This is a genomic window from Streptomyces sp. NPDC102259 (assembly GCF_044766465.1).
Lineage (GTDB): Bacteria > Actinomycetota > Actinomycetes > Streptomycetales > Streptomycetaceae > Streptomyces.
Map to the genome: position 1 here is coordinate 665,947 of NZ_JBIWMA010000003.1, position 20,634 is coordinate 686,580.

The 20,634-nt window shown below is 71.0% G+C and carries 18 protein-coding genes; 13 read left to right on the forward strand and 5 right to left on the reverse strand.

Translation table 11 applies throughout. The annotated features are described in order from the left end of the window. Positions 1 to 34: 34 nt before the first annotated feature. Both ACIRPU_RS11630 and ACIRPU_RS11635 read left to right on the forward strand, forming a co-directional pair. Positions 35 to 2,524: a molybdopterin oxidoreductase family protein gene (locus ACIRPU_RS11630; RefSeq protein ID WP_403864961.1), complete on the forward strand. Its 2,490-nt coding sequence runs from the start codon at positions 35 to 37 to the stop codon at positions 2,522 to 2,524. Further along, entirely contained in the window at positions 2,521 to 3,012 is a 492-nt protein-coding gene (locus tag ACIRPU_RS11635; RefSeq protein ID WP_403864964.1) for a hypothetical protein, read from the forward strand. Before ACIRPU_RS11630 ends, ACIRPU_RS11635 begins: the two co-directional genes overlap by 4 nt. A gap of 76 nt (positions 3,013 to 3,088) precedes the next feature. On the opposite strand, the gene ACIRPU_RS11640 is transcribed toward ACIRPU_RS11635, so the two are convergent. Further along, positions 3,089 to 3,223 (reverse strand): hypothetical protein, encoded by a 135-nt coding sequence (locus ACIRPU_RS11640; protein WP_403864967.1) that lies wholly within the window; start codon positions 3,221 to 3,223, stop codon positions 3,089 to 3,091. Positions 3,224 to 3,505: 282 nt separating this feature from the next. On the opposite strand from ACIRPU_RS11640, the gene ACIRPU_RS11645 reads away from it, so the two are divergent. The 4 genes from ACIRPU_RS11645 (at position 3,506) to ACIRPU_RS11660 (ending at position 6,356) form a co-directional block, all read left to right on the forward strand. Further along, positions 3,506 to 4,324 carry an SDR family NAD(P)-dependent oxidoreductase gene (locus tag ACIRPU_RS11645; RefSeq protein ID WP_403864970.1) on the forward strand — a complete coding sequence of 273 codons (819 nt, stop codon included), beginning with the start codon at positions 3,506 to 3,508 and terminating at the stop codon, positions 4,322 to 4,324. Positions 4,325 to 4,393: 69 nt separating this feature from the next. Continuing rightward, a complete protein-coding gene (locus tag ACIRPU_RS11650) occupies positions 4,394 to 5,623 on the forward strand; it encodes a cytochrome P450 (protein WP_403864973.1) in 1,230 nt (409 codons plus the stop codon). A gap of 337 nt (positions 5,624 to 5,960) precedes the next feature. After that, entirely contained in the window at positions 5,961 to 6,155 is a 195-nt protein-coding gene (locus tag ACIRPU_RS11655) for a hypothetical protein (RefSeq protein ID WP_403864976.1), read from the forward strand. Positions 6,156 to 6,185: 30 nt separating this feature from the next. Further along, positions 6,186 to 6,356 carry a hypothetical protein gene (locus ACIRPU_RS11660; RefSeq protein WP_403864979.1) on the forward strand — a complete coding sequence of 57 codons (171 nt, stop codon included), beginning with the start codon at positions 6,186 to 6,188 and terminating at the stop codon, positions 6,354 to 6,356. A gap of 363 nt (positions 6,357 to 6,719) precedes the next feature. On the opposite strand, the gene ACIRPU_RS11665 is transcribed toward ACIRPU_RS11660, so the two are convergent. After that, positions 6,720 to 7,544 (reverse strand): hypothetical protein, encoded by an 825-nt coding sequence (locus tag ACIRPU_RS11665; RefSeq protein ID WP_403864982.1) that lies wholly within the window; start codon positions 7,542 to 7,544, stop codon positions 6,720 to 6,722. Positions 7,545 to 8,265: 721 nt separating this feature from the next. Here ACIRPU_RS11665 and ACIRPU_RS11670 point away from each other — a divergent pair. From ACIRPU_RS11670 to ACIRPU_RS11695, 6 genes are all read left to right on the forward strand, one after another. Next, on the forward strand, positions 8,266 to 9,363 hold the full coding sequence (locus ACIRPU_RS11670; protein ID WP_403864985.1) for an IS110 family transposase: 1,098 nt from the start codon (positions 8,266 to 8,268) through the stop codon (positions 9,361 to 9,363). 32 nt (positions 9,364 to 9,395) lie between these two features. Next, positions 9,396 to 10,706, forward strand: coding sequence for a 4-carboxymuconolactone decarboxylase (pcaC, locus tag ACIRPU_RS11675; protein ID WP_403864988.1), 1,311 nt, complete (start codon positions 9,396 to 9,398; stop codon positions 10,704 to 10,706). Between the two features lie 43 nt (positions 10,707 to 10,749). After that, entirely contained in the window at positions 10,750 to 11,385 is a 636-nt protein-coding gene (locus ACIRPU_RS11680) for an MBL fold metallo-hydrolase (protein WP_403865099.1), read from the forward strand. A 39-nt stretch (positions 11,386 to 11,424) separates the two neighbouring features. Beyond that, positions 11,425 to 12,204, forward strand: a complete 780-nt coding sequence (locus ACIRPU_RS11685) for an exodeoxyribonuclease III (protein WP_403864992.1) — start codon at positions 11,425 to 11,427, stop codon at positions 12,202 to 12,204. 116 nt (positions 12,205 to 12,320) lie between these two features. Next, on the forward strand, positions 12,321 to 12,740 hold the full coding sequence (locus tag ACIRPU_RS11690) for a DUF6278 family protein (RefSeq protein WP_403864995.1): 420 nt from the start codon (positions 12,321 to 12,323) through the stop codon (positions 12,738 to 12,740). Positions 12,741 to 12,856: 116 nt separating this feature from the next. After that, positions 12,857 to 13,600, forward strand: coding sequence for an amino acid ABC transporter ATP-binding protein (locus ACIRPU_RS11695; protein WP_355709289.1), 744 nt, complete (start codon positions 12,857 to 12,859; stop codon positions 13,598 to 13,600). A 48-nt stretch (positions 13,601 to 13,648) separates the two neighbouring features. Here the strand turns inward: ACIRPU_RS11695 and ACIRPU_RS11700 are convergent, their stop codons facing one another. Both ACIRPU_RS11700 and ACIRPU_RS11705 read right to left on the reverse strand, forming a co-directional pair. Next, positions 13,649 to 15,196 carry a CocE/NonD family hydrolase gene (locus tag ACIRPU_RS11700; RefSeq protein ID WP_403865102.1) on the reverse strand — a complete coding sequence of 516 codons (1,548 nt, stop codon included), beginning with the start codon at positions 15,194 to 15,196 and terminating at the stop codon, positions 13,649 to 13,651. Between the two features lie 98 nt (positions 15,197 to 15,294). Next, the gene (locus tag ACIRPU_RS11705; RefSeq protein ID WP_385557229.1) at positions 15,295 to 16,041 is read right to left on the reverse strand and encodes a hypothetical protein; all 747 of its coding nucleotides are present in this window, start codon (positions 16,039 to 16,041) and stop codon (positions 15,295 to 15,297) included. A 143-nt stretch (positions 16,042 to 16,184) separates the two neighbouring features. Here ACIRPU_RS11705 and ggt point away from each other — a divergent pair, with 143 nt between their 5' ends. Then, a complete protein-coding gene (gene ggt, locus ACIRPU_RS11710) occupies positions 16,185 to 17,996 on the forward strand; it encodes a gamma-glutamyltransferase (protein WP_403864998.1) in 1,812 nt (603 codons plus the stop codon). 25 nt (positions 17,997 to 18,021) lie between these two features. On the opposite strand, the gene ACIRPU_RS11715 is transcribed toward ggt, so the two are convergent. Beyond that, a complete protein-coding gene (locus ACIRPU_RS11715) occupies positions 18,022 to 20,577 on the reverse strand; it encodes an ATP-dependent Clp protease ATP-binding subunit (RefSeq protein WP_403865001.1) in 2,556 nt (851 codons plus the stop codon). Positions 20,578 to 20,634 lie beyond the last annotated feature (57 nt).

Consider the following 20,634-nt stretch of genomic DNA (forward strand, 5'->3'; position numbering starts at 1 on the left):
GCGGCGGGTGCCGGCTGTGATGGAGAGGTCCGGCATGGACGCTTCGGTGGACCGCATCGCGCAGCCGTGGGGCGGCCGCACTCCGTATGGGCGCCACGAGGTGTGGCCCGCGCGGGTGGACACTCATCTCGAAGAGGGCGTCGCACCGGATGACGTTCAGCGATGGGTGCAGACCGCGTCGATTCTGCACTCCGACGGTGACGCGATGGACATCGCGGTCATGGACGGTCGGATGGTCGGCGTCCGGGGACGCGCGCAGGACCGGGTGAACCACGGCCGCCTCGGGCCGAAGGACCTGTTCGGCTGGCAGGCCAACGCCTCTCCCGACCGGCTGACCCGGCCGCTCGTCCGCGCGGAAGGCCGTCTGGTCGAGACCGACTGGGCAACCGCCATGGACCGGATCGTGTCCCGCTCCCGGACTCTTCTGCACGAGAAGGGCCCCGGTTCGATCGGCTTCTACACCACCGGCCAACTGTTCTTGGAGGAGTACTACACGCTGGCGGTGCTGGCCCGCGCCGGCATCGGCACGAATCACCTGGACGGCAACACCAGGCTCTGCACCTCCACGGCCGCCGAAGCGCTCAAGGAGTCCTTCGGCTGCGACGGCCAGCCCGGAAGCTACGACGACGTCGATCACGCGGACGTCATCGCGTTGTACGGGCACAACCTGGCCGAGACGCAGCCGGTGCAGTGGATGCGCATCCTGGACCGGCTCGACGGCGCCGATCCGCCCCGCCTGGTCTGCGTGGACCCCCGGCCGACGCAGGTGGCGCGCCGGGCTACGGTGCACCTCGCCCCGCGCGGCGGCACCAACGTGGCGCTGCTCAACGCGCTGCTGCACGAGATCATCCGCACCGACCGGGTCGATCACGCCTACGTCGAAGCGCACACCGTCGGCTTCGCGGAGCTGGAAGCCCGGGTCAAGGAGTGCACCCCCGAGTGGGCGGCCGGCATCTGCGACGTCCCGGCCGCGCGCATCCGCGAGGCGGCGGAGACCATCGGCTCGGCCGACCGGCTGCTGTCGACGGTCCTGCAGGGCGTCTACCAGTCCCACCAGGCCACCGCGGCCGCCGTGCAGATCAACAACATCCACCTGATCCGCGGCATGCTCGGCCGACCGGGAGCGGGCGTGCTGCAGATGAACGGCCAGCCCACCGCCCAGAACACCCGGGAGTGCGGCGCCAACGGTGACCTGCCGGGCTTCAGGAACTGGGAGAACGACCAGCACGTCGCGGACCTGGCGAAGGTCTGGAACGTCGAACCGAAGCAGATCCCGCACTACGCGCCGCCCACCCACGCGATGCAGATGTTCCGCTACGCCGAACAGGGCTCGATCCGCATGCTGTGGATCAGCGGCACCAACCCCGCCGTCTCCCTGCCCGCGCTGTCCCGCATCCGCTCGATCCTGTCGCAGGAGCGGCTGTTCGTCATCGTGCAGGACCTGTTCCTGACGGAGACCGCCCAACTGGCCGACGTGGTGCTGCCCGCCGCGACCTGGGGGGAGAAGACCGGGACGTTCACGAACGCCGACCGCACCGTGCACCTGTCCGACAAGGCCGTCGACCCGCCGGGCGAGGCCAAGCCGGACCTGGACATCTTCCTCGACTACGCCCGGCGTATGGACTTCCGCGACAAGGACGGCGGCGCCCTGATCCACTGGCACGACCCGGAGTCGGCGTTCGAGGCGTGGAAACGGTGCAGCGCCGGCCGGCCGTGCGACTACACCGGCCTCACCTACGACAGACTGCGCGGTCCCAGCGGTATCCAGTGGCCGTGCAACGAGGACGCACCCGAAGGCACGGAACGTCTCTACACCGACGGCATCAGCTGGGCACACCCCGATGTGTGCGAGACGTACGGAAAGGATCTCCTCACCGGTGCGACGGACAGTGTGGTGGAGTACCGCTCCCTGAATCCGGACGGCAAGGCGGTGATCAAAGCCGCCGCGTATGTGCCGCCGCATGAGCAGCCCAATGCGGAGTACCCGTTCCAGCTCACCACCGGGCGGACGATCTATCACTTCCACACCCGGACCAAGACCGGGCGTGCCCCGCAGTTGAACGCAGCCGCGCCCGATGTATGGGTGGAGGTTTCCGTCGCCGACGCGGACGAGCGGGAGGTGAACGAAGGCGACCTGGTGGAGGTCTCCACGCCCCGCGGCGCGCTGCGGGCACGGGTCCGGGTCACCGACATCCGGCCGGGACTGCTGTTCGTGCCGTTCCACTACGGCTACTGGGACACCCCGGCCGGTCACGGCCCGGACGAGAAGACGCCCGGGCGCGCCGCCAACGAGACGACCGTCACCGACTGGGATCCGGTCTCCAAGCAGCCGTTGTTCAAGACGGCCGCGGCGGCTCTCACCCTCGTCGAACGCGGTGACGGCCAGGCGGCCACCGCGCCGACCACCACCGCGTCCGCGCCGTCACGGAGCGGCGGCGTTCCCGCAACGGCGGGAGGCCCCTCGGCGAGCGTGGCGCAGTCGGACGGCGCCGCATGGCACGGACAGGCGGAGGGAAGCCGGTGAACGGCATCACCCTGACCCTGCGCCTGCTGCACCACGGCGAAAAGCATCTCGCCAGGCATCTGGTCACGGTGGCGGAACGTCATCGCGTCGAGCACGAGATCCACCACGTCGCCACCGACCTGGCCGTCTGGTCCCGCGAACACGTCCAGCGACTGGCCGACACCGGTCACCACTACGGGGTGAAGCTCGATGAGCCGGCTGACTCGTCCGACTCGGGCGTCCTGGCGACACTCAGGGAGAAGGCGGCTGAGGCCATGGGCCACCGGCCCGAGCCCGGCCTGCTCCTGCTGCGCGACCTGCGTGAACTGCATCTGGGAGCGACCGAGAACTCGCTGCACTGGGAGATGCTCGCCCAGGCGGCCCAGGCCACCCAAGACGACCGGCTCCTGGCGCTCGCCTCGTCCTGTCACCCGCAGACCCTGCGGCAGATGCGCTGGTCCAACACCATGATCAAGAACATCTCCCCGCAGATCCTGACCAGCCTCTAGCCGGCAACAGGACGGCCAGGGGTCGCGGGCGAGGACGACGGTTCGGGGCCGGCCGTCACGGGCGTCGTCATGCCGGTCAGCAGCAGCGCTCCTGCTCCTCCCACGCCCTCGTCGCGTCCGGCGTGCTCCACAATGCCGAGGTGGCCTCGGCCGGCAGCGTCAGCCGGTCCAGTGCCTTCCGCGGTACCTCATCGACGTCATGGTCATCCATCGGCCCCACCGAGGTCGCGCGATGCACGGGAACGCCGTTCCCGTACTCCACTCCGGGAGTCACCAGTCCACGTCGGTACGGCACCGCACGAGCTCCGGCCGCGGTCCCGCTGGATGCTCCGCCTCAATGACCACAGCCCTGCCCGCCCGGGCGTGGCGAGGCACAGACCGCGTACGAGCGGCCGGGGGACACGTCCTGGCCGGGCAGAGCACCGCGCGTCACCGAACCACATCAAGGGGCCCCACGGCGCTTGGCACACGGCGCGGCGGTTACTCGTCCGCCATGAAGCACACACCGCCAATCGCCCTGATCACCGGCGCGTCCAGCGGAATCGGCCGTGAGCTGGCCCGGCAGTTCGCGCTCCACGGTTACGACCTCGTGGTGAACGCCGAGGACGAGCGGCTGGAGTCCGCCGCGCAGGATCTGCGCGAGTCGGGCGCGGAGGTCCACGCGGTGCGCGCCGATCTCCGGACGGCCGCAGGACGACACCGGCTGCTGGACGCGCTCGACGGGCTGACGGTCGACGTCGCCGTCCTCAACGCGGGAGTCGGCCGGGGCGGTGCTTTCGTCGACACCGACCTGACCGACGACCAGGAGATCATCGATCTCAACATCACCGCGACCGTTCGGCTGGCCAAGCCGCTGCTGCGGGCCATGGTGGAGCGCGGTGCCGGCCGGATCGCCTTCACCTCGTCCGTGGCCGCGACGATGCCGGGCTCTTTCCAGCCCGTCTACAACGCGTCCAAGTCCTTCGTGCAGTCCTTCGCCGAGGCGTTGGCGGAGGAGGTGAAGGACACCGGTGTCACGGTGACCTCGTTCATGCCGGCCGCCACGGAGACGGACTTCTTCCGGCGGGCGGGCATGGCGGAGGACACCCGGATCGGCACCATGAAGAAGGACGACCCCGTACACGTGGCCGAGCAGGCGTTCAAGGCGATCGTGGAGGGCGAGAAGAAGGTCGTGACGGGATCCTTGAAGGCCAAGGCACAGGGGCTGGCCGGAAAGGTGCTGCCCGACGGAGTCAAGGCGGCGGCCCACCGGCGGCTGGCGGAGCCGGGGACCGGGGCCGGGACCGAGGAAGATCCCGGGCGGCGGGAGTGAGGGCGTGACCGCCGTCGGCGGCTGAAATCGTGCCCGTGTCGGGAAGGCCGCCACGGGCACTCCGGTGCCATGAGTTCTCACCGATCGGTTCCCGAATCCCTGGCTCTCCTGACGGAGGGCTACGCCTGGTTGCCCGACCTGATGCGCGCCGAGGGCGACACCGCGCTGAACCTGCGCGTCCTCGGACGCCCGGCCCTGGCCGTGCGGGGCCCCGAGGCGGTCCGGTTCTTCTACGACGAGGAGCACGTCCGGCGCCACGGCGCACTTCCCGGCCCGGTCCTGAGCACCCTCTTCGGCCACGGCGCGGTTCACACCCTCGACGGCGACGCCCACCGGCAGCGCAAGTCGCTCTTCCTGCCCCTGCTGGAGACCGACGCGGTGACGGGCTCGGCCGAGCACATCGCCACCGCCTGGGACGAAGCCGTACCGTACTGGCGGCAGCAGCCGAGCGTGGTGCTCTTCGATGCCGTCGGCCGGGTGATCACGCGCGGTGTCTGCCGCTGGGCCGGCGTCCCCCTCGCCGAGGACGAGGAGGAACCCCTGGCGCGGGACCTGCTGGCCATGGTGGACGGGTTCGCCACGGCGGGCGCCCGGCACTGGCGGGCCAGGCGAGCCCGCACCCGCCAGGAACAGCGGTTCGCCGGCCTCGTCACCGAAGTGAGGTCCGGGACGGCTCGGGCCCCGGAGGATTCCGTGCTGGACCGGGTCTGCCGCCACCGCGACGCCACCGGCGCCGAAATGACGCCCAGGATCGCGGCGGTGGAGCTGCTCAACGTCATCCGCCCCACCACGGCGCTGAGCTATTTCGTGGCCTTCGCGGCACACGCCCTGCACCGTTGGCCCGAGCACGGGAAGCGCCTGCGCGCGGGTGAGGCGGGGTTCGCCACGGCGTTCGCCCACGAGGTCCGCCGGTTCTACCCCTTCGCCCCCTTCCTGGGCGGCCAGGCCGTCACCGACCTGACCTGGCAGGGCCGCCACGTCCCGGCCGGCGGCCTCGTCCTGTTGGACGTCTACGGCCAGAACCACGACGAACGCCTGTGGAAGGATCCGTACTCCTTCCGCCCGGAGAGGTTCCTCGACCGTCCGCCCCGCCGTGACGAACTGATCCCTCAGGGCGGTGCGGACCCACGGACCGGACACCGCTGCCCCGGCGAGGCCCTGGCGGTGGGCATCCTGGAGACGCTTTCCCGTCGCCTGGCCGACCTGAGTTACGAGGTTCCGCCGCAGGACCTGACCATTTCCCTGGACCGCATCCCCACGCGGCCGCGCAGCGGAATGATCATCCGAACGCTCGGGTAGCACGGATCACGGAGCCGCGTGCAGCGGTAGTTGTGGTCACGCCGGGTGCAGCGCGTTGGGCGGCCACGGGGCAGGTCCTGGCAGAACCGGCTTTCCGGCCCATCGGCAGAGGCTGCTGGGCGTCGGTGCCGACCCTGTACCGCAGGCGCTGCGTAAACCCGCAGCGTGCGGCGAGTCCGCCCCTGTGCCGGCGACTGTCGAGACGCTCGACGGCAGGCTCACGGGATGAATGTCTCGGCTGAACGTTTGGGGCGGAGCCCGTGAGCCACCCGTGTGATCGGCAAGTGTTTCGGTGTCGAGGTAAAGCAAGCGCGAGGTAACGCAAGGAGGAGAGCCGATGTCGAACCCGCAACAGCCCGAGCTGCGGCGCAGTGACAAGGGGGCGGGCACTCCGCAGGACAGCCAGGCCCGCAAGGCGGAACAGCCCGCCCACGAAGGCGGCAGCCATGCCCATGGCACGGACCGCGGCGACAAGGGCGGAGGAGAGGGCGGCGGTACGCCTCCCGAGCAGCAGCCGGACCACCCGGCCTGAGCCCGCCGTAGGAACGAGCGAGGAGAAGTCGTGACCGTACCCGAGGAGAACCGCCCGAAGACGACGTCCACCGATGACGTCATCGAGACGCCTGGTGCCGAGACCACCAGCGGGCAGGGCGACGGCGCCACCGGCCGCACCATGCGGGAGACGATGGAGGAAGCCGGGCTTAGCCAGGACGACGTACGCGACGAATCTTGAGGCCCTCGCCAAGCCGGACTTCGCCACGCGCGGGGTCCGGCATTGCCGTCCGCGCCGTCCCCGCTCGCCCGCCACAGTCCGAGGGGATGGGACTTGGGGGGCCTTGTCTCACGGTCCATCTGGGCGCGGCGGGGGGCCGATCCACCGCTCCTGAAGCCGCCAGACCTCTCCCCACCACGCTGGGACGACGACTTGCCCTGCGGCCCACCCTCGGATGCTCCCCGTCCCTTGGCGCTGTTCGTGAGGTAGTGGCGCCGCGAGCTGATCGCTCCCTTTCGGTGCCCGACGTGCAGCTTTCTGCTGAACCGTCGGTTCCACGCGTCTCGGGCGGACGCCCCTCAACGCGAGGGAAACGGCTGCGTGTCAGGCTGACAATGCGATGAACTGCCGCAGGAGAGGCAGCGGGTATCCCGCAGCGAGCAACGGGCCACGGACATCGCGGTCGAGGTCGGGCAGGTAGCCCATGAGGACGTCGGCCGGTCCGCTGATCTCGACGTCACGGCACGCCGCGGGCAGCAGGAGTGTCTCCGCGCGGCCGAGTTCTTCGATCCATGTGTCGGCCCGGACTCGTACGGGGGCGCCGACGTTCGAAAGGATCTGCGCGGTGCTGAAGGTGTGTCGCAAAGGTTCCGCGGTTCCGGCACGCCAGCGTTCCAGCGCGACGTACGGGCCGGCACAGAGGCGGACAGGTCCAGGCTGGTGCGCCCGGAGCGGATGACGCCGTCGCTGGCGGCCCGCTGTCCGGGGCGCGGCAGCATCACATCGCCCGGCGCCAGGTCGCCGGGGGCGAGTTGGACCTCGTGTCCGCCGCGGAGGACAGAGGCGGTGTCGGGGACCAGGTTGAGCAGGACGCGCAGGCCGTGCCGGGGTGCGGACGACCGCGTAGTGCTCGAGCCCTTCGGCGATGGAGAAGAGCACGCCGAGCATGGCGGCCTCGAAGAACTGACCGAGTGCCACCGCACCAACCGCGGCGATGGTCATCAGCGTGCCGACACCGACGTGCCGGTGCGTGAACAGGTTACGGACGGCCGCCGGGACGAAGGTGGAGGCGCCGACCGCGACTGCGGCCAGCTCCAGCACCTTGAGGGTCTTCGCCCCGGCGCGGCCGGTCAGCCACGCGGCCAGCAGCAGGGTGCTCTGGCCATGGCCCACGAACCCCAGGCAGATCACCAGCCCGTTGAGCAGCACCGTGAGGTCAGGGCAAAGCGCCGCGATCCGCGTGGTCCACCGTGTTCCGCGGGCCGTGTCTCGTGTCCGACTCCCCATCACCGTTGATACCAGGGGGGGCGCTATGGGTGAGCCGTCCGCTGCGCCCGGATCCTCAGTGGTCCTGGCCGTCTGCCGCGCCGGATTCGGGGCGGACGAAGGCGCGGGCGACGACGCCCCGAGCAGAGCATCCATCTCCCGGAGAAGGTAAGGGGAAACGGGCGAGAATCTCGCGCAGCAGCTACAGAACTTGTGGCCGGCCGCTTACCAACAGAGGGTCCGAGGCCGTTCGTGCCCCGGTCGACGAAGGACAGCCGATAAGGCGGGCCACACGGCTGCCCGTCAATGCCGGTCACGAGCAGACGAAGAGTCAACTCATTGTCACCCCGCCCAGGCCAGGTTGAGCGCCGGTTCGGCCGAAGCCATCCGGCAGTGATCGAGTCATGCCGTTGTGCCGGGATCAATGGGACGGTTGCGCGATGCCGTCCCGGACGGGGGTCTGACTCATGAGATCTATGACCGAAGTGTCCAGTCACGGGCTTGTCGACTGTCGTTGCGGGATGGCGCCTGCTGGTACCGAGCCACAGGGCGTGTCCCCATAGGGGCCTTGCCGACGATCAGGCGCCATCACAGTTCAGACCGCCCGAGCAGGCCGGTGCCATCCACCCAGCCAGCACGTCACACACGTGGGAGGCGAACCATCATGACGACCAGACAGCGCAGCACCTCCTCCAGCACGGATCCTCCAGTTCGGCGCGAGGTCGTTCTGGGCGTGGACACGCACGGAGAGGTGCATGTCGCCGCCGTGGTCTCCCCGCTCGGGAAAATCCTGGGCACCAAATCCTTTCCGGCCACGGCGGCCGGCTACCGACAGCTGCTCGTCTGGGCCCGCAAGCGGGGGACGGTGCGCCGGGCCGGCGTGGAGGGCACCGGCACCTTCGGAGCGGGCCTCTCCCGGTACCTGCTGGCTCAGCACGTCAAAGTGATCGAAGTGAACCGGCCCGACCGCACGGCCCGCCGGCTGCTCGGCAAGTCGGACCCGCTCGACGCGCAGGCCGCCGCGCGGGCCGTGCTCAGCGGCCGCGCCCGGGCCCGGGCCAAGTCCGGCGACGGTCCGGTGCACAGCGCCCGGATCTACAAGCTCGCCAAGGACTCCGCGGTCAAGGCCCGCACCCAGGCGATCAACCAGCTCAAGGCCGTCCTGGTCATAGCCGACCCCGCCCTGAGGGAACGAATGTCGAGCCTCGGCAACGCCGAGCTGTTCCGCACCTGCGCGCGCCTCGGCCCACTCGACGGTGGGGGAGACGAGGACGCGGTGACCCAGGCCACCCACATGACGCTGCGTATGCTCGCCGAGCGCATCGAACAGCTCACCGGACAGATCGACGAGCTCAACCAACGCCTGACCCGGCTCGTCGAGCGTCACGCCCCACAGCTGCTGACACCGGTGGGCATCGGTCCGGACAGCGCCGTCACTCTCCTGATCACCATGGGAGACAACCCCGAGCGGCTGAACACCGAGGCGTCCTTTGCTGCCCTTTGCGGAGTCAGCCCGATCGAGTACTCCTCTGGCCGGCGGAGCACGCGCCGGCTCAACTACGGCGGCGACCGCCAGGCGAACGCCGCCCTGCACCGCATCGTCTTCACCCGGCTGCGCCACGACCCGCGCACCCAGGCGTACTACGGACGCCGCACCCAGGAGGGCAAGACCCGTCGTGAGATCATCCGATGCCTCAAGCGATACGCAGCCCGCGAGGTCTTCAACCTGGTCAGACCGGTTTCCCGCACCCCCGCGTTATAGGGGCGTCTGTGAGACGTGAGAGGGTCTGGGGCGTGAGTGAGACACCGTCGAACACCCTGCAATACCGCTTTGACGGGCCAGAAGAGGCTCCCGTCCTGATCCTCGGTCCCTCACTGGGTACCACCTGGCACATGTGGGACCGCCAGGTCCCCGAGCTGGCTCAGCAGTGGCGGATCTTCCGGTTCGACCTGCCCGGCCACGGCGGCGCCCCGGCCTACCCGGTCGGCTCGGTCTCCGACCTCGCCGCGCGGCTGCTCGCCACCCTGGACGCGCTGGGTGTGCAGCGCTTCGGGTACGCGGGCTGCGCGTTCGGCGGCGCGGTCGGCGTGGAGCTGGCGCTGCGGCACCCGGAGCGGGTCGCCTCGCTCGCGCTGATCGCGGCCTCGCCGCGGTTCGGCACGGCCGACGAGTTCCGGCAGCGGGGCGTGATAGTCCGCACCAACGGCCTCGACCCCATCGCCCGCAGCTCGCCCGACCGCTGGTTCACCAGCGGCTTCGCGGCCGCACAGCCCGCGATCACCGAGTGGGCCGTGCAGATGGTGCGCACCACCGACCCGGGCTGCTACATAGCGGCCTGCGAGGCCCTCGCCGCCTTCGACGTGCGGGCCGAGATCGGCCTCGTCGGGGTGCCGACGCTGGTCCTCGTCGGCTCGGACGACCAGGTCACCGGCCCGGCCGAGGCGCGCACCCTGGTGGCCGGCATCCCGGACGCCCGGCTGGCCGTCGTACCGGGCGCCTCGCACCTGGTCCCGGTGGAGCAGCCCGCGGCCGTGACCGACCTGCTGGTCCGCCACTTCTCCACCGCCTGGCAGCCCGCCCACGACTCGGCCACCGGGCAGACGGCCGTCCCGGGCATCCCCGTCAGGGCGGTCCCGAGCGCGCCCCAGCAGCCTTTGCAGCCGGTGGCCATCGCGGAGATCGCCCCCGCCCCGGTCCTCGAACCGGTGCAGGTCATGGGCCGCCCCGATCCGTACGACGCCGGTCTGAAGGTGCGCCGGGAGGTCCTCGGCGACGCCCATGTCGACCGGGCGCTGTCCCAGGCGGACGACTTCTCCGGGGAGTTCCAGGAGTTCATCACCCGCTACGCCTGGGGCGAGATCTGGGACCGGCCCGGTCTGGACCGGCGCTCCCGCTCCTGCGTCACGCTCACCGCGCTGGTCGCGGGCGGCCACCTGGAGGAGCTCGCCTTCCACATCCGCGCCGCGCTGCGCAACGGCCTCACCCCCGGCGAGATCAAGGAGGTGCTGCTCCAGGCGGCCGTCTACTGCGGCGTACCGGCGGCGAACAGCGCGTTCAAGGTGGCGCAGGAGGTCATCCGGGAGGAGACCACCCCCACCGAGTGAGCCCCGCACAGGACGCGGGGGCAGGATGGACCTCATGACGGCTCTGAAGCTCACCAAGAAGTCGCACGCGTGTGTGCGCCTGGAGAAGGACGGCCGCACGCTCGTCCTCGACCCGGGCGGGTTCAGCGAGGCGGACGCCGCTGTCGGCGCGGACGCGATCCTGATCACGCACGAGCATCCCGACCACTTCGACGAGAAGCGGCTGCGGGCAGCCCTGGAGGCCGACCCGGCCGTCGGGATCTGGACCCTGAGGTCCGTCGCGGAGAAGCTGTCCGCCGCGTTCCCCGGCCGGGTGCGCACCGTCGGCCACGGCGACACGTTCACGGCCGCGGGTTTCGACGTGCAGGTCCACGGCGAGCTGCACGCCGTCATCCATCCCGACCTCCCGCGCGTCACCAACGTCGGCTTTCTCGTCGACGAGGGCCGCGTCTTCCACCCGGGAGACGCGCTCACCGTCCCCGAGCACCCGGTGGAGACCCTGCTGGTCCCGGTCCAGGCCCCCTGGAACAAGATCTCCGAGGTCATCGAGTACGTCCGCGAGGTCCGGCCGCAGCGCGTCTACGACATCCACGACGCCCTCCTCACCGACCTCGCCCGCCCGATCTACGACACCCACCTGGGCAACCTGGGCGGCGCCGACCACGGCCGGCTGTCGCCGGGGGCGTCCGCGGAGGTCTGAGGGAGGGCGTTGTCGGACCCTCCGGGTAGGTTGTGAGGCATGCGCATCGCGACCTGGAACGTGAACTCGATCACCGCCCGCCTGCCCAGGCTGCTGGCCTGGCTGGAGAGCAGCGGCACCGACGTGCTGTGCCTCCAGGAGGCCAAGGTCGCCGAGGCGCAGTTCCCGCTCGACCAGCTGCGCGAGCTGGGCTACGAGGCCGCGGTGCACGCCACGGGCCGGTGGAACGGCGTGGCGGTGATCTCCCGCGTCGGCCTGGCGGACGTCGTCAAGGGCCTGCCGGGCGACCCCGGCTACGAGGGGGCGCAGGAGCCGCGCGCCATCTCGGCGACCTGCGGCCCGGTCCGCGTCTGGTCGGTGTACGTGCCGAACGGCCGCGAGGTCGACCACCCGCACTACGCCTACAAGCTCCAGTGGTTCGAGGCCCTCAAGGCGGCCGTCGCGGGCGACGCGGCGGGCAGCCGCCCCTTCGCGGTGATGGGCGACTACAACGTGGCGCCGACCGACGACGACGTGCACGACGTGGCCGCCTTCGAGGGCCTCACCCATGTCACCCCGGCCGAGCGCGCCGCCCTGGCGTCGCTGCGCGAGGCCGGCCTGTCGGACGTCGTCCCGCGCCCTCTCAAGTACGACCACCCCTTCACGTACTGGGACTACCGTCAGCTCTGTTTCCCCAAGAACCGCGGCATGCGCATCGACCTGGTGTACGGCAACGAGCCGTTCGCCCGGGCCGTCAAGGACGCCTACGTCGACCGTGAGGAGCGCAAGGGCAAGGGCGCCTCGGATCACGCCCCGGTCGTGGTCGACCTCGAGGTGTAGCGGGAGCCGGGGCCCGGCCGACGACGTGCGCCCCCCGCCCGGGCCGGGGCTTCGGCCGTCGGCGTATGCCAGCGCGCCTGTGGTGCGCACGCCGGTACGAATGTCACGCTGGGCTTATGAACATCCCTTTCCTGGGCAACAGGAGCAAGAAGTACCGTGCGACGGTGCTGGCCGAGGACCCCGAGGGGATCGCCGAACTCCTCTCCGAATGCGAGCTGTTGCGTGCGCACGCGGCCCGGCAGGGGATCGGGCTCGACGACACGGCCGCCTCGTTGGAGGCGCTGGACCAGCTTCCGCCGCGCTGGCGCGAGGACGACGAGACCCTGCCCTGGTTCGGTCACGACGCCGGGCTCTACCTGGGGACGGTCGTGGTGCGTACGGTGCCCGGCGCCGTCTGGGCGATCTGGCCCGGCGGGGAACCGGTCGTCAGGCTGACGTCCGGCCGCGAGGTCGACGTGGTCGCCGCAGGGCGCGAGTGGGCCGCGACCGGGACCCCCGAACTGTCCCAGCTGTACGCCGAGGTGGCCGAGAACTGAGGCGCGAGCGCGTAAATACGGCTAATGACAGAAAAGTGCGTGTCGTGCCTCAACCCCATTCTTATGTGGATAGTTTGCGGCAACCACGACACAGCTGAAAGTGAGTAGGGCTGCGCATGGCCGTCGATCCGTTGATCGAGCTCCGTGACGTCAACAAGTACTTCGGGGAGCTGCATGTCCTGCAGGACGTCAACCTCACCGTCGGCCGGGGCGAGGTGGTCGTGGTGATCGGCCCTTCGGGGTCGGGGAAGTCGACACTGTGCCGCGCGATCAACCGGCTGGAGCCCATCCACTCCGGTTCGATCACGCTCGACGGACAGCCGTTGCCCGAGGAGGGCAAGGCTCTGGCGGGACTGCGTTCCGAGGTCGGCATGGTCTTCCAGTCCTTCAACCTGTTCGCCCACAAGACCGTGCTCGCGAACATCTCGCTGGGCCAGGTGAAGGTGCGCAGGCGCAAGAAGGACGAGGCCGACAGGCGCTCCCGTGAACTGCTCGACCGGGTGGGCCTCGCCGACCAGGCCGACAAGTTCCCCGCCCAGCTCTCCGGAGGCCAGCAGCAGCGCGTGGCCATCGCCCGCGCCCTGGCCATGGATCCCAAGGCGCTCCTGTTCGACGAGCCCACCTCCGCCCTCGACCCGGAGATGATCAACGAGGTCCTCGAGGTCATGCAGCAGCTCGCCGAGGAGGGCATGACCATGGTCGTGGTCACCCACGAGATGGGCTTCGCGCGCTCGGCCGCCAACCGCGTGGTCTTCATGGCCGACGGCCGCATCGTCGAGGACCGCACCCCCGAGGAGTTCTTCACCGCCCCGCGCAGCGACCGCGCCAAGGACTTCCTCTCCAAGATCCTCAAGCACTGAGCGACGGCGTCAGCCGCAGAGCCCACCCACCCCGGCGGCGGCCGGAGATCACTCCTCGCGCAGCGGAACCGACACGTACGACGGGTCGTTCGCCGGCGAGGAGAAGGTCAGCCGCGCGCCGGACGGGTTGTGCTCGATGTAGAGCGGGTCGACGGTGTCGACGACCAGGGCGAGCCGGTGCCCCGCCGGGACGTCGTAGGCCGTGGAGAACAGGTCCAGATCGAGACCGAACGGCTCGCCCGGCGTGTTCCCGTGGAAGGTGTACGGCGCGTTGGCGACCAGCTTGCCGAGGCCGAGCGGCCCCACGTCGTAGAGGTAGGCGACGAGGGTGCCGCTCTCCTCGGTCGGGGTGACGGTGGTGTGCACCTTCGCGGTGCCGCGCACCCGCTGGGCGGTGGCGTACGTCCCGGACTGCCATACGGCGGTCCAGCGGCGGAGGAGCAGGGGGATCGCGGCCACGGGGGGCAGCTTCGCCGCCTGGTCGAGGATGCTGGACAGGAAGACGATGCCGCCGTCGGCGCCCGAGTCCACGTTGGTGTGGATCGTGGTGGAGCCCGCGAGGGCGATCTTCCCGCGGGTCGCGTTCACCGACTTCCAGTCCGGATATCCCTCGTAGCCGCCGGTGGAACGGGACTTGAGCCGGACGGGCTGTTCGCGGTCGATGCCGTTGTCCTCGCCCTTGAGGTAGTGGTCGAACCAGCGCGCGGTGTCGGTCCACACGTCGTTGGGCAGCCCGAACAGACCGGTGAGCTCGGCGGTCGCGTGGTCGCCGGGGCGCAGCTCCAGCCGCTTCGGGCCGGTCAGCTTCTCGTAGAAGGCGGCGGACTGGTTGGGCGGGAAGATCGTGTCGCCCCAGGCGCCGGCCATCATGATCGCCGTGTCGTTCTGGTTGAGCTGGTCCAGGTAGGTAGCGGGGGAACGTTTCTGCCCCCAGGCGACGATCTCCTTCTCCTTCGACAGGTCGGAGGAGTAGAAGGCCGAGAAGACCTCCTGGGACTCGGCGCTCCGGCGGCCGACGACCGCGCCCACCGTGTCGAGCACGGCGGCGGCCTGGACGTGCTGGGTGCGGCCGGAGTAGATCGAGTCGATCAGGTCGCCCCAGCCGCTGAGCGAGGCGACGGCCTTGACGCGCGGGTCGTGGGCGGCCGCCAGCAGGCTGATCCCGGCGCCGTACGAGACGCCCGCCATGCCGACGTTCTCCGGGTCGCTGGGGGTGTGGGCGAGTGCCCAGTCGACGACCTTGGCGGCGTCGGCGACATCGTGCGGCCCGGCCACGTCGATCTCGCCGCCGGACTGCCAGAAGCCGCGCACGTTGTAACTGAGCACGACATAACCGGAGTCGGCGAGTCGCTGCGCCTGGGCGAGGTACTGCACCTGGGGGAAGCCCCAGCTCGTCGGCAGCACGATCAGCGGGTGGCGGCCGGCGTTGTCGGCGGGGGTGACCACGTTGGCCTTGAGGACCGTGCCGCCGTCCCCGGCGATGTCGACGTAGCGGACCGCGCCGGTGGCGGCCCGGGCGGCGGGCGTCAGGCCCAGCACCCCGCCGGCGACCAGGGTCGCGCAGGCGGCGCCCATGGCGGTCGTACGAAGGGCCATGCGGTGCTGTCGTCCCACGGGTCACTCCTCTTGCCTGCGCCATCGCAAAGTGACCCGACGGTAACCGCTCCGCCCCACCAGAGGTAACCGTCGGTAAGTTACGTGGGAGTAACAATTGTTGGGTCCGGCAGGGGCGCCTGCGCCGCCCGGGTCACGTCCTCGACCAGTTCGACCACATCGGGGCCGTACGCCTGGGAGTTGATGACCTTCAGGAGCAGCACGAAGGAGCCGTTCCCGTGTTTGCGGGCCAGTCGCTCGTGGTTGCGGACCAGGTAGCGGGTGGCGGCCTGGTTGTTGATCGCGCGCTGGCCGCAGAACAGGAACACCGGCCGCGCCTCGCGCCGTCGGCCGGCGGTGAGCCGGGCCAGCAGGACGTACTCGGTGACGCCCGGTTCCATACGGTGGTGCTCGCCGCCTATCTGGAACGCCAGCCGGTCCGGGCCCGGTTCGCGGTCGGTGTTGACGCGCACCCCGGGCAGCATGGCCTGGATGTGGGCCGCCATCCGGCGGTTCGACCCCGGGCCGCCGACGCAGAACTCCGTCCGCTCTCCGAAACCCTGCCGGGCCACGTCCTGGGTGACCACCTCGGCGCCCGCCCCGCAGTCCTTGATGAGCGCGGCGAGCTCCAGCAGTGCGAACACGTCGTGGCGGTGCACCGCGAGGTCGGGGCTGCCCGCGTCGCGGTTGACGACGAGCAGGCACTCCGAGTTCTCGGGCAGCCCGAAGAAGGCCTGCTTGCGCCGGAGTCTGCGCTTCCACAGATGGGTGCGGGTCAACCAGCCGAGCGCGGCACTGATGCCGGCCGCGACCACGCCCAGGACGATATTGCGCACGTCGTCGTTCATGGGCGCGCATGGTAGCGGGCGAGCACGGCCGGGGCGTACCCGTGTTCGAGGTGTGGCAGTCGTATGACAGTGCCCGGAAGGAGGCTGTCGGGGCCCCGGGAAACTGGTTACGCTGCGCGGACGTTCCTGGACTGGAGGTACGGATGCGTCGCCCTGTCGCGCGGAAACTGTCGGTCCTGGCGGTCTCGGCCGCCGTGGTCACGGTGGGGGCCGCGGCGCCACCCGCCGCTGAGAGAGCCACTGTCGCGAAGGTCCCGGTCGCCGTCGGCTACGGCGGTGCGGTCGCCAGCGTCGACGCCGACGCCTCCGCGGCCGGCATCGAGGTGCTGCGCAAGGGGGGCAACGCCGTCGACGCGGCCGTGGCCACCGCCGCCGCCCTCGGCGTCACCGAGCCCTACTCCTCCGGCATCGGTGGAGGCGGCTACTTCGTCTACTACGACGCCAGGTCCCGTACGGTGCACACCATCGACGGCCGTGAGACCGCCCCGCTGAGCGCGGACTCCGGTCTCTTCCTGGAGAACGGCAAGCCGCTCGCCTTCGCCGACGCCGTCACCAGCGGTCTGGGCGTCGGCACCCCGGGGACCCCCGCCACCTGGGCGACCGCGCTGAAGGAGTGGGGCAGCGAAAAGCTCGGCACGGTCCTGAAGCCCGCCCAGCGCATCGCCCGCGACGGCTTCACCGTCGACGACACCTTCCGCACCCAGACCGCGGCCAACGAGACCCGCTTCCGCTACTTCCCGGACACGGCGAAGCTGTTCCTGCCCGGCGGTCAACTCCCCGTGGTGGGATCCACGTTCAAGAATCCCGACCTCGCCCGCACCTATGAGGAGCTGGCCCGCAGGGGCGTCGGCGCGATCTACCGCGGCGACCTCGGCGACGACATCGTCTCCACGGTGAACAAGCCACCCGTGGACCCGGGTTCGGGCTGGAACGCCCGGCCGGGCGAGTTGTCCGCCAAGGACCTCGCGGCCTACCGCGCCAAGCTCCAGGCCCCCACGAAGACCTCGTACCGCGGCCTGGGCGTCTACTCCATCGCGCCCTCGTCCTCGGGCGGCACGACGGTCGGCGAGGCCCTCAACATCCTGGAGAGGACGGACCTCTCGAAGGCGAGCGAGGTCCAGTACCTGCACCACTACCTCGAAGCCAGCCGGATCTCGTTCGCCGACCGCGGGCGCTGGGTCGGCGACCCCGCCTTCGAGGACGTCCCCACCAAGCAGCTGCTGTCGCAGAAGTACGCCGACTCGCGCGCCTGCCTCATCAAGGACGACGCGGTCCTCACCAGCCCGGTGGCGCCCGGCGACCCGCGCCACCCGGCCGCCTGCGGCACGGGCGGCACGGCGGCGCCGACGACGTACGAGGGCGAGAACACCACGCACCTCACCGTCGCCGACAAGTGGGGCGACGTGGTCTCCTACACGCTCACCATCGAGCAGACCGGCGGCAGCGGCATCACGGTGCCCGGCCGCGGCTTCCTGCTCAACAACGAGCTGACGGACTTCTCCTTCGCCCCCGCGAGCCCGACGGTCCACGACCCGAACCTGCCAGGACCGGGCAAGCGGCCGCGCTCGTCGATCTCGCCGACGATCGTGCTCGACCGGAACGACAAGCCGGTGGTGGCGCTGGGTTCGCCAGGCGGCGCGACCATCATCACCACCGTGCTCCAGACCCTGACCGGGTTCCTCGACCGCGGACTGCCGCTCGTCGACGCGATCGCCGCCCCGCGCGCCAGTCAACGCAACGCCGCCCAGACGGAGTTGGAGCCCGCGCTCTACAACGACACCAGTCCCGACGGGCTGCGGGCCCGCCTGGAGGCCATCGGGCACTCCTTCAAGCTCAACCCCGAGATCGGCGCGGCGACGGCCGTGCAGCGGCTGCCGGACGGCAAGTGGCTGGCCGCCGCCGAAACCGTACGACGCGGCGGCGGTTCGGCCCAGGTGGTGCGTCCGGCGCCGTAGAGCCGTCCGGTCGCCCCGACAGGATTCAGCTCCCGGGGGCGGGTGGTTCGCCGGTGTTCGTACGGAACGCGAGCCGCCCGTCCTCGACCTCCACCCTCACCCGGTCGCCCTCCTCGACCCGCCCGTCGAGCAGCAGCCGGGACAGCTGGTTGTCGACCTCGCGCTGGATCGTGCGGCGCAGCGGGCGGGCGCCGTACTCGGGCTGGTAGCCGCGCTCGGCGAGCCAGTCGACGGCCGCGTCGGTGAACTCGGCCGTGATGCCCTGGGCTTGCACCAGCCGCCGCGTCCGCTCCAGCAACAGGTCGGTGATCCGCCGCAGTTGCTCACTCGTGAGCTGCCGGAACACGACGATCTCGTCGATCCGATTGAGGAACTCCGGCCGGAAGTGCTCGCGCAGCGGACGCAGGATCTGCTCGCGCCGCGCCTCCTCGTCGGCGTCCGCGCCACCCGATCCGAAGCCGATGCCGGCGCCGCGCCGGGTGATCGCCTCCGAGCCCAGGTTGCTGGTCATCACGATGACCGTGTTGGTGAAGTCGACCGTACGGCCCTGGGAGTCGGTGAGCCGGCCGTCGTCGAGGACCTGCAGCAGGATGTTGAAGACGTCCGGGTGCGCCTTCTCCACCTCGTCGAGCAGGAGCAGCGAGTACGGGTGCCGGCGGACGGTCTCCGTCAGCTGCCCGGCCTCCTCGTGGCCGACGTAGCCGGGCGGGGCGCCGACCAGACGGCTCACCGTGTGCCGCTCCTGGTACTCGCTCATGTCGAGCCGGACCATGCGATCCTCGCTGCCGAACAGCGACTCGGCGAGCGCGCGGGCCAGTTCGGTCTTGCCGACCCCGGTCGGGCCGAGGAACAGGAAGCTGCCGATCGGCCGGTCCGGGCTGGCGAGCCCGGCGCGCGAGCGCAGCACCGCGTCCGCGACGACCCGTACAGCCTCCTCCTGGCCGACGACCCGCTCGTGCAGGTGCTCCTCCAGGGCGAGCAGGCGGGCCTTCTCCTCCTGGGTGAGGCTGGCGACCGGGATGCCGGTCTGCCGGGACACCACCTCGGCGATCGCCTCCGCGGTCACCTCCAGATGCCGGCCCTCGTCGGAGGTGGCCTCGCCGCTCGCGTCCGCGATGCGCTGCTTCAACTCGACGATGCGGTCCCGCAGCCGGGTGGCCTGCTCGTACTGTTCGTCCGCGACCGCCTGGTCCTTGTCGCGGGCCAGTTCCTCGGCCTCGCGCTCCATGGCCCGTACGTCCGTGCCCTTGGTGCGGGCGCCGAGCCGCACCCGGGCGCCGGCCTGGTCGATCAGGTCGATCGCCTTGTCGGGCAGGCGGCGGTCGGTGAGGTAGCGGTCGGACAGCTCCACGGCCGCGACGAGCGCCTCGTCGGTGTAACGGACTTGGTGGTGGGCCTCGTAGCGGTCGCGCAGCCCGCGCAGGATCTCCAGCGCGTCCACGACGGACGGCTCCGGGACGAGGATCGGCTGGAAGCGGCGGGCGAGCGCCGCGTCCTTCTCGATCCGCCGGTACTCCTCCAGCGTCGTCGCGCCCACGATGTGCAGCTCGCCGCGGGCCAGGGCCGGCTTGAGGATGTTGCCGGCGTCCATCGACCCCCCGCCCTCGCCACCGCCTCCCGCGCCGACGACGGTGTGCAGCTCGTCGATGAAGACGATCAGCTGGTCGGAGTGGGCGCGGATCTCGTCGACGATCGTGGTCAGCCGCTCCTCGAAGTCGCCGCGGAAACGGGTGCCCGCGACCACGCCCGTCAGGTCCAGGGCGACCACGCGCCGCGCGACGAGGACGTCCGGCACGTCCCCGTCCACGATCCGCTGGGCCAGTCCCTCCACGATGGCGGTCTTGCCGACGCCCGCGTCACCGATCAGCACCGGGTTGTTCTTGCCGCGCCGGGAGAGCACCTCGATGGTCTGCTCGATCTCGTCGTCCCGGCCGATCACCGGGTCGATCCGGCCCTGGCGGGCCAGCTCCGTGAGATCCGTGCCGTACTTGTCCAGCGTCGGCGTGCCGGTGGGCCGCTGCCGGTCACCGGGGCGGGACGCCTGCGCGGTGTCCGGCGGGTCGCTCGGCAGGCCCGTGGCGGCGAAGCGGGCCGCGTTGAGGATGTGCCCGGCCGCGGAGTCCGGGTTCGAGGCGAGAGCGCTGAGCACGTGCTCCGGGCCGATGTAGCCGGCGCCGCGCGAGCGGGCCAGGTCGTGCGCGTCCAGCAGGGCGCGTTTGGCGGCCGGGGTCAGCGACAGCGACGTGGGAGGCGGCACCTCGCCCGGCGGGTGCTGGACCGGGCCCGAGCGCTCGTCGATCTCCGACGCGAGGGACTCGGGGTCGGCGCCGGCCCGGCTGAGCAGCGTGCGGGTCGGCTCCGCGCCGAGGGCCGCGCGCAGCAGGTGCTCGGTGTCCAGGTCGCGGCTGCCGTGCTCGGCCGCGTACTGGGCCGCGCCGCGCACGAGCTCCCTCGCGGGCCGGCTGAGGAGCTGGCCGATGTTGATCTGCCGGGGGCCGGGGCGGGGTCCGCCGAAGAAGCGGGCCAGGAACTCTCCGAAGGGGTCGCCGTACCCCTCCGGGCTGGAGAAGTCGCTGGTCATGGCGTTCCGTTCGATCGACGTGCGCTGCCGGAGCGGACGGTTGCCCGTGTCCGTGCC